The 12310-nt window shown below is 66.2% G+C and carries 16 protein-coding genes; 6 read left to right on the top strand and 10 right to left on the bottom strand.

The window, feature by feature from the left end; all coding sequences use genetic code 11:
* Positions 1 to 30 precede the first annotated feature (30 nt).
* The 3 genes from BLV97_RS07430 (at position 31) to BLV97_RS07420 (ending at position 1156) form a co-directional block, all read left to right on the top strand.
* Positions 31 to 213, top strand: coding sequence for a hypothetical protein (locus tag BLV97_RS07430; protein ID WP_035843696.1), 183 nt, complete (start codon positions 31 to 33; stop codon positions 211 to 213).
* An 11-nt stretch (positions 214 to 224) separates the two neighbouring features.
* Positions 225 to 494: a hypothetical protein gene (locus BLV97_RS07425; protein ID WP_035843698.1), complete on the top strand. Its 270-nt coding sequence runs from the start codon at positions 225 to 227 to the stop codon at positions 492 to 494.
* A gap of 137 nt (positions 495 to 631) precedes the next feature.
* Positions 632 to 1156, top strand: coding sequence for a DUF3489 domain-containing protein (locus tag BLV97_RS07420; RefSeq protein WP_035843700.1), 525 nt, complete (start codon positions 632 to 634; stop codon positions 1154 to 1156).
* 51 nt (positions 1157 to 1207) lie between these two features.
* Here BLV97_RS07420 and BLV97_RS07415 read toward each other — a convergent pair whose 3' ends face one another.
* From BLV97_RS07415 to BLV97_RS07370, 10 genes are all read right to left on the bottom strand, one after another.
* Positions 1208 to 1432 (bottom strand): DUF7220 family protein, encoded by a 225-nt coding sequence (locus BLV97_RS07415; RefSeq protein ID WP_035843702.1) that lies wholly within the window; start codon positions 1430 to 1432, stop codon positions 1208 to 1210.
* A gap of 9 nt (positions 1433 to 1441) precedes the next feature.
* A complete protein-coding gene (locus BLV97_RS07410; protein ID WP_081825090.1) occupies positions 1442 to 2428 on the bottom strand; it encodes a DNA cytosine methyltransferase in 987 nt (328 codons plus the stop codon).
* 4 nt (positions 2429 to 2432) lie between these two features.
* The gene (locus BLV97_RS07405; RefSeq protein ID WP_035843708.1) at positions 2433 to 3782 is read right to left on the bottom strand and encodes a site-specific DNA-methyltransferase; all 1350 of its coding nucleotides are present in this window, start codon (positions 3780 to 3782) and stop codon (positions 2433 to 2435) included.
* 342 nt (positions 3783 to 4124) lie between these two features.
* A complete protein-coding gene (locus BLV97_RS07400; protein ID WP_035843710.1) occupies positions 4125 to 4565 on the bottom strand; it encodes a DUF6362 family protein in 441 nt (146 codons plus the stop codon).
* Complete coding sequence (locus BLV97_RS07395) at positions 4558 to 4767, bottom strand: hypothetical protein (protein WP_081825091.1); 210 nt, start codon at positions 4765 to 4767, stop codon at positions 4558 to 4560. The genes BLV97_RS07400 and BLV97_RS07395 overlap by 8 nt, the downstream gene beginning before the upstream one ends.
* Entirely contained in the window at positions 4764 to 5021 is a 258-nt protein-coding gene (locus BLV97_RS07390; RefSeq protein ID WP_035843713.1) for a DUF6378 domain-containing protein, read from the bottom strand. Before BLV97_RS07390 ends, BLV97_RS07395 begins: the two co-directional genes overlap by 4 nt.
* Complete coding sequence (locus tag BLV97_RS07385; RefSeq protein ID WP_425285085.1) at positions 5018 to 5641, bottom strand: crossover junction endodeoxyribonuclease RuvC; 624 nt, start codon at positions 5639 to 5641, stop codon at positions 5018 to 5020. The genes BLV97_RS07390 and BLV97_RS07385 overlap by 4 nt, the downstream gene beginning before the upstream one ends.
* Complete coding sequence (locus BLV97_RS07380; protein WP_244520989.1) at positions 5632 to 8001, bottom strand: phage/plasmid primase, P4 family; 2370 nt, start codon at positions 7999 to 8001, stop codon at positions 5632 to 5634. The genes BLV97_RS07385 and BLV97_RS07380 overlap by 10 nt, the downstream gene beginning before the upstream one ends.
* A complete protein-coding gene (locus BLV97_RS07375) occupies positions 7998 to 8744 on the bottom strand; it encodes a PD-(D/E)XK nuclease family protein (protein ID WP_035843718.1) in 747 nt (248 codons plus the stop codon). The genes BLV97_RS07380 and BLV97_RS07375 overlap by 4 nt, the downstream gene beginning before the upstream one ends.
* Complete coding sequence (locus BLV97_RS07370; protein ID WP_035843721.1) at positions 8744 to 8950, bottom strand: DUF6511 domain-containing protein; 207 nt, start codon at positions 8948 to 8950, stop codon at positions 8744 to 8746. Before BLV97_RS07370 ends, BLV97_RS07375 begins: the two co-directional genes overlap by 1 nt.
* 234 nt (positions 8951 to 9184) lie before the next feature.
* Here BLV97_RS07370 and BLV97_RS07365 point away from each other — a divergent pair, with 234 nt between their 5' ends.
* From BLV97_RS07365 to BLV97_RS07355, 3 genes are all read left to right on the top strand, one after another.
* On the top strand, positions 9185 to 10384 hold the full coding sequence (locus BLV97_RS07365; protein WP_035843724.1) for a hypothetical protein: 1200 nt from the start codon (positions 9185 to 9187) through the stop codon (positions 10382 to 10384).
* Complete coding sequence (locus BLV97_RS07360) at positions 10353 to 11456, top strand: hypothetical protein (RefSeq protein ID WP_035843725.1); 1104 nt, start codon at positions 10353 to 10355, stop codon at positions 11454 to 11456. Before BLV97_RS07365 ends, BLV97_RS07360 begins: the two co-directional genes overlap by 32 nt.
* Before the next feature lie 159 nt (positions 11457 to 11615).
* Positions 11616 to 12221 (top strand): helix-turn-helix domain-containing protein, encoded by a 606-nt coding sequence (locus tag BLV97_RS07355; protein ID WP_035843728.1) that lies wholly within the window; start codon positions 11616 to 11618, stop codon positions 12219 to 12221.
* The last annotated feature ends 89 nt before the right edge of the window (positions 12222 to 12310 follow it).

Genomic DNA, 12310 nt, shown 5'->3' with positions numbered 1-12310 from the left:
GGACGATGCAACTCAGCTACGGAGCCCGCCATGACCCTCGCCGAACGCTACAACACCGAAGCCCGCCACCTGCTGCCGCACATGGCCGACGACCTCGCGGTTGACCCCACCATCGACCGCGCCAGCGAGATCGACGAGATCGTCTTCCGCCGCGGCGAGTTTCTCGGCGGCATGGCCTGCGCCATCCTCGCCATGATCGAGCGGACAAAGTGAGGAGAACACGAATGACCCGCCTCAACCCGCAACCCACGCCCCGCCATGAACTCCGGGCCGAGAAGGCGCGGAAGAACCAAGAGGCTGCCCTCGCCGCCTTCATCGGAAAGAAGGCCGAGATCGACGAAATGCTCGCCCGGATGCAGGCACTCAGCGACGACCACTTCGGGTTCGACCCCGATGCGGTCAACTGGGGAGCCATCGGGTCGCTCGACCATGTCGCCAGCGACCTCAGGGAAATCACCGACTTCCTGTTCGGCGAAGGCGAATACGCCGAGTGATCTCCGGCGCAGCCGGAACTCCCGCCGCGCGCCCTGCGCGGTGAGCCCGAACCGTGGCCCCAGTGGGGCCGCGTAAGTCGGGCGAACGGGTCGTAGGAGGGTCGCGACGGTCGCGGCCCCGAACACGGAGACCCCAGATGACCAAGCTATCCGACACGCAAGCAATCATCCTCGGCGCCGCCGCGCAGCGTGACGATCGCAATGTCCTGCCTCTCCCCGGCAGCTTGCGCGGAGGCGCCGCGCAGAAAGTGATCGGCGCGCTCATGAAGCGCGGGCTGATCGCCGAAACCGTGACGGATCAACTCGCGAAGGCCGATCCCGCCCTGAACCGCATCTGGCGCAACGATGAGGATGGTTGTGCCATCCTCCTGCACGTCACCGATGCGGGCCTCGCGGCCATCGGCATCGAGCCGGAGCAACCGGACACCAAGCCCGCGCCCAAGACTCGCAAACCGCGCACCGGCACGAAGCAGGCGCGGATGATTGAAATGCTTCGCGACGACGTCGGTGCAACCATCGACGAGATCGTCGAAGCCACCGGATGGCAGGCTCACACAGTGAGAGGCGCCATGTCCGGCGCCCTAAAGAAGAAGCTGGGCATGACGATCACCTCTGAGAAGGTCGAGGGGCGCGGGCGGGTCTATCGCATCGCCAGCGATTGACACCCGGTCCGCCAGAATTCTGTAGCCGCCGCCCCAAACGGGCGGCGGTGCCTATTTCGTCCCGCGCATCCGCAGCGCCTCGAACAGCCGGCGCAGGGCGAAGGACCGCACCAGCGAGACGCCGACGAAAGCGAGGCCGATGGTCAGATGCTCCGCGAGACCGGTCTCGATCCCGAACCACGGGAACACGACGATCTGCGTGGCGATGGCCAGAACGTAGCCGACAACAACGTTCGTGGCCGCCTCGACCATCGACATGAGCCGCGACTGCTTCATGCCTCACTCTCATCCATCGGCCAGCAGTTGAGCCGCGAGAGTTCTGACCGCATGCGCGGCAACCAGCGGGACCACTCCGTTGCCGCAGAGGCGAAGCCGGTCCACCCGGTGGGCCAGCCCATCAGCGCCTCGACGAACGCTGGGTTCAGCGTCCGGGGCGTGTCGCAGGTACTCCCGCCAGCCGTCGGCGTCACCAGGACCTGGCGGCCAAGCAGGCCGTTCACCGGCGTGTTCGCCAATGTCGTCGCCCCGTCCTTGTGATCCCGCGCTGTCGGCGTCATCCACATGCGGCTGGCATTCGTCAGATCGGCCGGCTTCCGCTTGCCCGCGCTCGGCTTGTGGCCGTCGCTCGCCATCGGCGTCGGCCAACGGGCGAGCATCTCCGTCCGGTTCCCACCGCTCGAGCGGGTCCCGGAGCAAGCGCGCGGGGTCGGCCAGGTGGTCTCCCTCGCGGATGGCGAGGATGAAGAGCCGCTCGCGCTTGTGCGGCGCCCTGACTTCCGCCGCCGTGAAGAGGCCCGCCGCAAGTCTGTAGCCCATGTCGACCAATCCTCCGGCGACTTCGGGAAAGCCGAGGCGGAGATGATGGGCGACGTTCTCGAGGAAGACGAAGGGCGGCTGGACCTCGCCGACGATGCGGGCGACATGCGGCCAGAGGTGGCGGGGGTCGTCGACACCCCGGCGTTTGCCCGCCACGCTGAATGGCTGACACGGATAGCCCGCAGTGACGATGTCCACCGCACCGCGCCAAGGGCGGCCGTCGAAGCTGGCAACGTCGTCCCAGACAGGCGCCGGATCCAAGGCCGCCTCTTCCATCCGGGCCACGAGAATGGCCGCGGCGTAGGTTTCCCGTTCGACATGGCCCACAGTTCGATATTCGGGCAAGGCGATGGCGAGCCCGAGGTCGAGCCCGCCTGCGCCGGAGCAGAGCGAGAGGCCGAACAGGTCTCCAGCTCCGGCAGACAGGCCGGGGGAAGGTAGAGCCAGGTCATGCATCGCCTCAGGCTGCGGCCTTCTGTTCGGATTGGGCGGTATCTGCACCTTGTGTGTTTTTCAGCCGCTCGGCCCTCACCTGCGAAAAAGTTCGACCGTCGTCATCGAGGATCGCGTCCTTGCCAGTCTCCGCCTGCCAGCGCTCCACGGCGACATCGACGTAGGCTGGGCTGATCTCCATGGCGTAGACGCGGCGACCGTTGGCTTCGCCCGCCATGATCTGCGAGCCCGAGCCGGAGAACGGCTCGTAGCAAAGCCCGCCACGGGCGACGTGCTGGCGCATCGGGATCCCGAAGGCGTCGAGCGGTTTCGGCGTCGGATGGTCGGGCCGCTCGTCCTTGGCGAAGGACGGCATCTCCCAGGTCGAGGGCAGCGTTTCCTCTGCCACCTTCGGCGGGCGGTTCGGGCGGCGCCAGCCCATGAAGCAGGGCTCGTGCTTCCAAAGATAATGCGACCGGGTCAGGACGCCGCGATCCTTCACCCAGATGATCTGCTGATGCACGAAGGCGCCCGCCTTCTCCCAGCAGGCTTCCAGCATCGCCTGGCGGCGGGAGGCGTGCCAGCAATACCACGCGGCATCCTCGGTGATCGCTTCCGCAACGGCGGCGGCAATGAAGCCGTCGTAGAGCTCCGCGCCCTGCGAGCTGTCATCCCAGGTCGTGCCATAGGAGGCGGACCAGTCCTTGTTCCGGGTCGGATGGTTGGACCCGTCGTAGTCGACGAGATACGGCGGATCGGTCGCGAACAGCACCGCGCGCTCGCCGTTCATCAGACGGCGCACGTCGTCGTGGTTCGTGCTGTCGCCGCAGAGCAGCCGGTGATCGCCAAGGATCCACAGATCGCCCGTCCGCGACACCGGGTTGCGCGGCGGCTCCGGGATGGTCACCGGCGGCACGGAGCCGCCGGCGCCATCTTCTGTTTCACCGTCCCCCTCCGGCACGAAGGCCAGCAGCTTGTCGAGTTCGCCGTCGGAGAAGCCGACCGGCGACAGGTCAAAGTCCTCGGCCAGCAGGTCATTCAGTTCTGCCGAAAGAACGGCTTCGTTCCAGTCGGCAAGCTCCGTCAGCTTGTTGTCGGCCAGACGATAGGCCCGCCGCTGCGCCTCGGTCAGGTGCCCGAGCACGATCACCGGTGCCTCGGTCAGCCCGAGCTGCGTTGCGGCCAGAACGCGGCCGTGTCCGGCGATCAGCTCGCCGTCATCGCCGACGAGGCAGGGCACGGTCCAGCCGAACTCGGCCATGCTGGCGGCGATCTTCGCCACCTGGTCGGCCCCATGCACCTTCGCGTTCTTCGCGTAGGGCTGGAGCTTGGCCAGCGGCCAGGTTTCGATCCGCTCGGGGGCGAAGCTCAGCGTCATGGGCGGTGTTCCGTGAGTGGTGGTGGATTCCGGCGGAGTGGATTCCGGATGCCGCGCTGGACTCCTCGCGGGGTCCAGCGGCGTCCGGGGTATCCGGCCAGAAGGCCAGTGTTTATTGGGTTTGCGTGGGGTTTTCATGGATCCGGATTCCGGGTGGCTTCCCAAAAATCCGGCCCTGTCGCTGGCGATATTGCGCGCCAAGCCCGCCAGCATACGTATTCAGCCAGGAAGGAACCGTGGCCTTGGCTGGGTGACCTTCCGACGCACCGATTGAACTTACCCCTCACATACCGGCATGATCGCGAAAGTGTCTGGAAAAAAATTCATCCGGCTTCGGAACGCTCACAGCGCCGGGTCGTCGGCGCGCGCGAGGTCGATCACCTGCTGCATGGAAAGCCGCGGGTTGAGGCGGCGGTTGTTCAGCCGGTGCGCGATCAGACACAAGGAATAGACCCAATGATGATGGGCAGAGGCACGCTGAAGACCGACCGCGCGGCAGACCTCGCGCCAGCGATAGCCGTAAGCGCGAAGCCAGACGATCTTTCCGTCGACCGGGTCGAGACCGGCAGTCCAGGTCAGCGTCTCCTCCATCCGGCTGATCGCCTGCGGCGAGGGCAGTACGCGCATCCGTTTCGGCTCCTGGCCCACCTGGTCGGCGAAGGAGTGGATGATCTCGGGCCATGTGCTGAAATACCCCCGAAGTCGTGGCTCGGGGAGCCGTTTGAGCACGAATGCCGCCTCGGAAAGCCGGGCCTCGACGAGGGACGGGGTCCACCTATCCATGACGCTCTCCGTCATCGGCGGGGCGCGGCCCGTAGAGGCGTTCGCCCAGCTGGCGCACCAGTTCCCGCTCGGGCCAGGTCAGCCTGTCGTCGTCGACGGACACCGCTAAAATTCCCTGTTCCCGCCAGCCGTCGCGCTTGACCTCATCGGGATCGCGTCGCCGACCGCCATAGCCCGGCGGGGTGAAGCGCATCGCCTTCATCCTCCCGCCTCCGACATCAGCGCCGCGTAGCCGATCACGTCCACGAGGCTGTCGCGATGCGCGGGGTCGTGCGCAAGCCGCGCCAGTTTCAGGTCGATCATGCAGAGCGCCACCTGCGCGGGGCTGATGGGCACGCCCAGCGTGAGGGACCAGCGCGCCGCGATGGCGCGCAGGGCATCCGTCGCCGGCCCATAGGTCTCGGCACGGGCTTCGAGCACATGGGCGGCTTCCTCGAGGATCGCGGGACGGATCATGCCATGCCTCCCTTCGTCTCGATGGCCCAGAGAAGCAGCGCGATGGCATCGGCCTCGTTGTCGTCGGCGGGGCTGAAGCCCCGGGCCCGAACCGCCGCGATCATCGCCTGCTTCGCCGCATTGCCCTTGCCGGTCGCGTGACGCTTGATCGTTCCAACAGGCACGCCCTCGTAAGGCACGCCACGCAGCTCGGCCCATGCGGTCAGCGTGGCCATGAGGCCGCCGTATACATGTGCCGCGTCGGTGCCCGCGTGTCTGCGCACCTCCTCGAACCAGATGGCGGAGATGGGCCCCGACATCCGGTCGATCTCGCTCAGCCAGTTGGTGAAGCGCAGATACCGCATGCCACCACCATCGAACCGCCTCGGTCTGAAGCAGACCGTGCCGGTGGCGATAAGATCGTCATGCCCGCGCAACGCCCAGCCGGTCGTGGTTCCGAGATCGAGCGCGAGCACCGTATCGGGGAGAACGTCGCCGTCCGTGGCCTTCGCTTCGGTGGCGGGTGTGACGGATGTGACGGGTTGTTCGGTAAACCTCTCACGGGCGCGCGTGTGCGCACGCGTGACGGTTATATGGTCATGACCCGTCACACCCGTCGCACCCATTGATTTTACTGACATTTTTCTTCTCCCCCGAATAGGTCATCATCGCTGTCCCGCAGAGCCAGTCCACGAAAGCCCCGAGCGCTGCGGGTGTTCTGTTTCTCGAAGCCGCGGTTGGTCAGGGTTTCGGAGAAACGCTTCATCGAACCGGCGTATTCTCCGTTCGCCTCGGCCCAGCTTTTCCAGCTTGCAAAGAGCGCGCTTGACCCGCTCCAGTAGGACGGGCCCGTCACGCAACGTTCTTCGATCCACCGCCCGAGCGCGTCCTCGGCCTCGAAGTAGTCCTCGGTCGCCGCCATCACGGCCTCGGGCGGGCGCAGTCCGGTCTCCTGCCACTCGAGGCAGCCCCGGAGCGCCCAAGCGAGGATGCCGTCACGCTCGGCCAGAAGCCGGTCGGACAGGCGTCGGTCGCGTCTGGCGGGCGGGATGGTGACCGTGAAGGGCACCATGTGCAGCCGTCGCCGCATTGCCTCGTCCACGTTGCGGATGGACGGCTTGTGGTTGCCGACGATCAGCAGCTTGAACTGCGGGATGAACTCGAAGAAGTCCTGCCGCATGAAGCGGGCGGTGATCTTGTCGCCGCCGGTGAGGGCCTTGAGCTTGCTCTCGGCCCAGCGGCTTCCCTGTTCGGTTTCGATGGAGGTCACGATCCGCGCGCCGCGGAGCCCCGCCATGTCGGTCGGATGCCTGTCGCCATGGGTGGCCATGAACATGTCCATGGCCGCGACGGTGGCGTAGTCGCCCATGATCGCGGTCAGCGTGTTGGCAAAGACCGACTTGCCGTTGGCGCCGGTGCCGTAGAGGAAGAAGAGCGCATGCTCGGTGGTCACGCCGGTCAGGCAGTAACCGGCCATCCGGCGCAGATAGGCCTGAAGCTCTGCGTCACCGCCCGTGACTGTATGAAGGAACGCCTCCCATGTCGGACAGGCGCCCTTGCAGGAGGCCCCCGCGACCTTGGTCATGAAGAGCTGCGGATCGTGGGCGGATAGCGCGCCGGTGCGAAGGTCGATCACGCCATCGCCGGTGTTCAGAAGCCAGGGGTCGCGGTCCCAGATCTCGGTCGTGCTGGCATGCCTGCGATCGCTGCGGGCGAGCCGCTCGACGGCGGCCACAGTTGCGGCCGTGGACAGCTTGGTGCGAACACGCGCAGACGGCGCGCGCACCGCCGCCTCGCGGCAGACCTGGCGCGCAAGATCGAAGGCCTGCAGCGTGTCCTCGCGCCGCCAGACCGCCCCGGTCCAGGTGAGCCACTGTCCCCATCCGGCCACGTAGCGCCAGCGATAGGCGTGCCGCTCGGCAAAGCGCGCCGCCAGCGCGTCCTCGCTGAAACGCACGGGTGTCGGGCCGTCATTGTCTCCGCCGCCGCCATCGGCGCCTTCGGGAAGATCGTCGTCGAAGGCCCCGTTGCGTTCGAGATCTCGCTGCCACAAACGCTCGGCTTCCCGTTTCAGCCTGTCCTCCGGCCAGGGCGGATCGATGCGGGCGAGATTGTAGGCCTTGATCTCGTCCCAGGCCTCGCCCGGTGTGACATGCCCTTCGCGGCAGCGACGGATCCAGTAGCCGATGACGCGAGAGAGCGCATCGAAGCGGGTCGTGCCGTCGACGCCGCCTTCGCGAACGGGGCGCCCGAACAGTTCCGGAACCGAGTCGCCCCCGCGGCCTGCACCGTTGAAATCGAGCGTGTCATCCGAGAGCCCCTCCATCGGCGGCATCGCCAGGATGGACTCGGTGAGTTCGCCAAGGTCGTGATCGATCTCGGCGTGATCGATGATCTCGACGAGCCGCCGACTGCCGCCCTTGGCATGGATGCTGCCCGCGACCCGGATCGGCTGATGGGCGGATTTGAAAGCCGGATCGCCGCCGACCTTCGCGGCAATCGTCTGCCGCAGCCGGCACACGCGCGCGATGTCCTCGCCTTCCGCCGGCTCGGTCAGGCGCCAGTAGAGATGCAGCTTGCGCTGACCCTCGGTTGTCACACCGCCCGAGGCGACGACCAGCGTGGGCCGTCCCACATGGCATTCCAGATGGGCGCGTTTCGCCGCGATGTCGCCATGGTCGAGATCGACCAGCACGACCTGCGTCTGCAGAATGTGCTCCGCGCGGGCATCGCCGGGTTTCTCGACCGTGCCCGGCACCACGAAAAGCGCCATGCCGGCGCGCGCCGCCCAATCCGCCTGGCGCGCGAGCATCTCGGCGAGCGTGTCGTCGGCGGGCAGGAACGGCGTGTGCGGGGGCGCGTCCGCCGCGCCCTTCTCGGCCAGCGCCCGCACCGGCACCAGATGCTCGCAATAGCCGAACACCGCCTGGACGTAGGTCGCGATCATGTCGCGATCGGGAACGGGTGTCGTGTCGGGGGTGTTCAGTGGCACTTCCGTCATGCCCAGCACCTCTCTTTCCAGGCGCAGAAGCGGCATTCGAAATGCTCGGGATCCTCCGTGTGCCGGGGCAACAGTTCGCCCGCGTCGCAGGCGCGCAGGATCCGCACCGCCTTGTCGCTCGCGGCCTGCGCCCGCTCGGCATCGAACGGGACCAGCTCGTGCCAGATCTCGCAGCTGTCCTTGTTGATCGCGGTGAAGAGCGCCGGCGCCTCGGTGAGGCCGAGATAGGCCTGATAGAGCGCGATCTGCGCCGCATAGATCGGCTTGGCCTTGACCACGCCGCGCCTGGCGATCTCGCGCCAGTTCTTCGCATTGGCCGACTTGCACTCCCAAAGCGCCGGAACCGCCATTCCGTTCGGCGCCGCCACGATGACGCCATCGGCATGCCCCTGCAGGCGGCCGCCAGCGGCGGAGAAGCCGAACTGTTCGCCATGGCGGTTGCGCGTGCTGAGATCGAAGCCGGCCTTGCGCAGCCAGTCGATGGCCAGATCCTCGAGAACATGACCAAGCGCGAAGATACGCAAGGAGCGTCCGGTAAAGTCCGCACCGTCGTCCTTCGGCGCCTTGAGATATTCGTATTGAAGCCGCCGCTGGCAGGCATCGCCCAGACGGCTGCCCCCGAGATAGTCACGCGCAGGTCGGCCCGCGTTCTCGGTTGTCAGGGCGGCGTCGATGAGCGCGTTCACCGCATCCGCGAAATCGGGTTTCTTCTCCCGATGGTTGAAGTCCAGAAGCGCCGCCATCAGAAGGGAATCTCCATGTCGGTCTTCGGCGCCGAGGCGGCCATGGCCTCCTGGAAGCCGTCGATGGCGGCCTCGGCGAGCGCCTGGGCCTGCTCGGCCGAGAGTTCATTGAAACGGGTCGCCCAGCCGATCTCGGCCATCAGCTCGCCCATGAATTTCATGGCGGTTTGAAGCGCCTGCCGCTCGCGTTCGTCCGGATCGATCATGAAACGCCTCCCGCGATGCGCGCGAGACGGGTGAGAAATGACGGGATGGGACCGCGCCGGGCGCGATCGAGAACTGCGATCATTGGGAAAAGCTCCAGCTGCCTTTCCTCACATACCGGCGCGGCCTTCAGCCTGTCGGATGGGGAAGATGGAACTTTTCGCGAACACAATCTTGTGGCGAGCGCCGCGCGTGCCTAGTTTCGCCTCACGCGCAGTCTGGACGGAGCGATTCTGATGCCTTCATTCAATCCAAGAATTTTCACCAACCCCGATCGCCTGAAGCAGATTTCCCCGGAACGCCTGAAGACCTTCCTCTCCAGATGGAACGTCTATTTCGAAGGCCGGGGGCTCGATCTTGCCGCCGCGCCGGTCGACGAGCTGCCGCTCGAGGACATTGCGGCCATCCTCATGAACCCCGACGAAAACGTCCCCGGCGAGATGGTCGATGCGCTCTATTACGTGCACGAGACCGCGAGCCACGAGAGCATGGAGGAATTGCTCGAACAGGCCGAGGCGGCAGGGATCGCGATCGATGCCGAGCACGAGCCGACCGCGGCCGATGTTTCCGTCCAGATCTGGCTCGCGAACCCGATGCTCCTGCAGCGCCAGCACGCCGAAACCGTGGCCTTCAAGCGCTCGAACTTCATGTATTTCGCGGGCTCTCGAAAGAAGGGTGCCCCAAAGACCCGGCCGGACATCTCGCCCGAGGTTGCAAAGGCGATCCAGGACCGGATGGACGACTGGTTCGAAAAGAAGCGTCGGGGTCGCAACAGCCGCATCTTCGTCTTTCCCCGCGACGAAAAGGTCTGGATCCTCGTCCGGCACGGCAGCCCGATGCGGCGCGAGGGCAAGCACGAGGACGAGGGCGAAGGCAGCCATGCTTTCTATCGCCCGCAGCAGCACGACGTGCTGATCTATGACAGCGCCACCGACGAGATGGGCGTCAATGCCACCACGAAGGGCGAGCGCGAACTTTACCTCAAGACCTTCGGCGAGGTGCTGTTCGGCAGCGACGCCTATTTCGACCTGGCGGAGCGCTATACGCTCGCGCCGCTTCTGGAACACGGCCCCGAAGCGCTCGTCCACGACGACATCGATGGCATCGCCGGCGTGCGTCTGGTGGAATTCGGCCGCCGGTGGCCGGGCAAGGTTTCGGAACTGGAGATCCGGAAATCCGAGGATCTGTTCAAGGCGTTCGGCGACAACTGGCAAAAGCGCCTCAATGGCGGGCAGTATACGCACGCGACCTTCCGCTTCGCCTTCGAAGGCTCCAAGCGCGAGCGCTCTGTGACCATCCGCCCCGCCAACATCGCCCGCTACGAACGGCAGGAGGATGAACATCTCATCGAAGCCTGGCTGCGGGCCCGCGGCTTCTGGCGGATTCCAAGCGAGGCGGGCGAGGATGCGGATTTCGAGGTTCTGGAAAGCGCTTGACGATTTTTCGGGCGCCGCCGCCAGCCGATGGGAATGGCAGGCGATGCTCGGCGCGGAATTCGCAAGTGCCGAACAACTGCTGAGCAAGGCAGGCCGGGTGCGGGAGCTGCCCTGTCCTTCGCCCGGCGGCGCGGGCTGTCCACGCCACGTCGTCCGCCATGCCGACGGCTCGATCCGAGCGGTCTGCGGCGACCGGCCCAAGGCCTGTGCCGATCTCGACCTCGATGCAGACGACATCGCCATCCTGCGCGTGGATCGCACCAACCTGGCGAAGCGCATCGCCCGAGCGCTTGGAGTTTTGCCGCATCAGCCGGGTCACGGCACGCCTGGACCGGTCATCCGCATCGGAACCCATGATGTCTACGCCGGCCACGGGTTTCCGGTGTTCCTCGCATTGCCGGGCCCTTCGGCCAACGCCGAACCTCGCCCTTTCGCCGAAGTGCTCGATACCCCCGGTCCACGGCTGCTTCTCACCCCAACAGGCTCATCGCTGCCCGATGCCTTGATCACGGCCCTGGACCGGGCGGGAGTGGTGCGCATGGCGCTTGCCGATATCATGATCGTGGAAAACGGAACGCTCACGCTCGCCCGTCCCGCAGCCGAGATTTTCGCGGCGTTGCGTGACGCCGTCCTGCGCGATGCGGGGGGCTCGGCACAGGGGCTGGCTTGGCCGCTTCCGCCCGATGCACGCTGGGAAGACATCACCATTCGCTTCATTGCCGACGAGGTTCTGAACGTCACCTTCCGGGGCGAGACACGGCGTTTCGAACCCGATCAACTCGGCATGAAGAACGCAAAGAACGGCAAGCCGAAGGCCGTTTGGACCTATCTCAAGGCGTTCGCGCTGAGTGGCGGCCGGCTTGCGGTGCACAGGGGCAATCCAACGGAAACCTCGAAGCACCAGAAACAGAAGCAGGCCCTGTCCAAGGTGCTGCGCGACAGCTTCGGGATTTCCGACGAGCCCATCCCGACCGACGGCGGCGACTACGTTACCCGCTTCGTCGTCAGCGCGGATGATCTCGAACAAGGCCGCCAGGGTCAGCGCCAACGAAATTTCGCCGGGCGTCGCTGAAAAAATCTCAAAAAAATCGCGCCCTGAAACCGCCGGAGAGCAAGACTCGCCGGCGGTTTTTTCTTGCAAGAAAGCCGCTCCAACCGCCGTCCCAGCGAAATTTCGCCGGAGCCGGGTACTCGGGCCGCGTGCCCGTCCACCTGGACGAAGGCGAAAACCATGGAGCAGCTTCAACAGCTTACCGATCCCACTACCCGCATTTCCCGCAATATCCGCATCCGCGCGGCGCGCCTGGCGCGCTCGGGCGCCGTGCCGGGGCTCGATGCCGAGGACATCGAACAGGAACTGCGCCTCGATCTCATCAGGCGCGCACGGAACTTCGATCCGGCGAAATCCTCCTTCGACACATTCGCGGATCGCATCGTCGCCAACCGCGTGGCCACGCTTGCGAGCGCGACCGCCGCGATGCGCGCCGAACGGGCCATGCTCTGCATCGACGCGCCGGTCGGCGACGACAACGAGGGGCTGACCCTCTCCGACGTCCTGCCCGAAGCCGCGGCGCTCGATCCGGTCGACGCGTTTTCGCTCGCCCATGGCCCCGGTCTGCGCGGCGATGTCGGCAGGCTTCTGGCCGCGCTCTGCCCGGCGACGCGGCAGGTCGCGATGGCCGTCAGCCAGCTCAGCATCTCGGAGGCGGCACGCGCGCTCGGTGTGCATCGGAGCACCATCTACGAGCGGCTGAGCAGGATCCGCGAGATCGCCACGGAGATGGGCCTCGACGGGTATTTCGAGGCGGCCCCGACAGTTGCGGCCCCGCGCCGGTAAGTGAGGGCAAGCACTCAAGCCAATTCATGCCGGGCCTTCGGGGGAATGAAAGACCCTCAGGGAAACACCCCGACCGCGAGCTCCAGGGC

Source organism: Allgaiera indica (assembly GCF_900106675.1).
Classification (GTDB): domain Bacteria; phylum Pseudomonadota; class Alphaproteobacteria; order Rhodobacterales; family Rhodobacteraceae; genus Acidimangrovimonas; species Acidimangrovimonas indica.
This window is presented reverse-complemented; position numbering and strand designations above follow the sequence as displayed.

What these genes read in the sequence shown, in the direction of transcription:
- BLV97_RS07430 (WP_035843696.1), top strand. Translation starts at nt 31, where the DNA reads ATGACCCTCGCCGAACGCTACAACACCGAAGCCCGCCACCTGCTGCCG.
- BLV97_RS07425 (WP_035843698.1), top strand. Translation starts at nt 225, where the DNA reads ATGACCCGCCTCAACCCGCAACCCACGCCCCGCCATGAACTCCGGGCC.
- BLV97_RS07420 (WP_035843700.1), top strand. Translation starts at nt 632, where the DNA reads ATGACCAAGCTATCCGACACGCAAGCAATCATCCTCGGCGCCGCCGCG.
- BLV97_RS07415 (WP_035843702.1), bottom strand. Translation starts at nt 1,432, where the DNA reads ATGAAGCAGTCGCGGCTCATGTCGATGGTCGAGGCGGCCACGAACGTT.
- BLV97_RS07410 (WP_081825090.1), bottom strand. Translation starts at nt 2,428, where the DNA reads ATGCATGACCTGGCTCTACCTTCCCCCGGCCTGTCTGCCGGAGCTGGA.
- BLV97_RS07405 (WP_035843708.1), bottom strand. Translation starts at nt 3,782, where the DNA reads ATGACGCTGAGCTTCGCCCCCGAGCGGATCGAAACCTGGCCGCTGGCC.
- BLV97_RS07400 (WP_035843710.1), bottom strand. Translation starts at nt 4,565, where the DNA reads ATGGATAGGTGGACCCCGTCCCTCGTCGAGGCCCGGCTTTCCGAGGCG.
- BLV97_RS07395 (WP_081825091.1), bottom strand. Translation starts at nt 4,767, where the DNA reads ATGAAGGCGATGCGCTTCACCCCGCCGGGCTATGGCGGTCGGCGACGC.
- BLV97_RS07390 (WP_035843713.1), bottom strand. Translation starts at nt 5,021, where the DNA reads ATGATCCGTCCCGCGATCCTCGAGGAAGCCGCCCATGTGCTCGAAGCC.
- BLV97_RS07385 (WP_425285085.1), bottom strand. Translation starts at nt 5,641, where the DNA reads ATGTCAGTAAAATCAATGGGTGCGACGGGTGTGACGGGTCATGACCAT.
- BLV97_RS07380 (WP_244520989.1), bottom strand. Translation starts at nt 8,001, where the DNA reads ATGACGGAAGTGCCACTGAACACCCCCGACACGACACCCGTTCCCGAT.
- BLV97_RS07375 (WP_035843718.1), bottom strand. Translation starts at nt 8,744, where the DNA reads ATGGCGGCGCTTCTGGACTTCAACCATCGGGAGAAGAAACCCGATTTC.
- BLV97_RS07370 (WP_035843721.1), bottom strand. Translation starts at nt 8,950, where the DNA reads ATGATCGATCCGGACGAACGCGAGCGGCAGGCGCTTCAAACCGCCATG.
- BLV97_RS07365 (WP_035843724.1), top strand. Translation starts at nt 9,185, where the DNA reads ATGCCTTCATTCAATCCAAGAATTTTCACCAACCCCGATCGCCTGAAG.
- BLV97_RS07360 (WP_035843725.1), top strand. Translation starts at nt 10,353, where the DNA reads ATGCGGATTTCGAGGTTCTGGAAAGCGCTTGACGATTTTTCGGGCGCC.
- BLV97_RS07355 (WP_035843728.1), top strand. Translation starts at nt 11,616, where the DNA reads ATGGAGCAGCTTCAACAGCTTACCGATCCCACTACCCGCATTTCCCGC.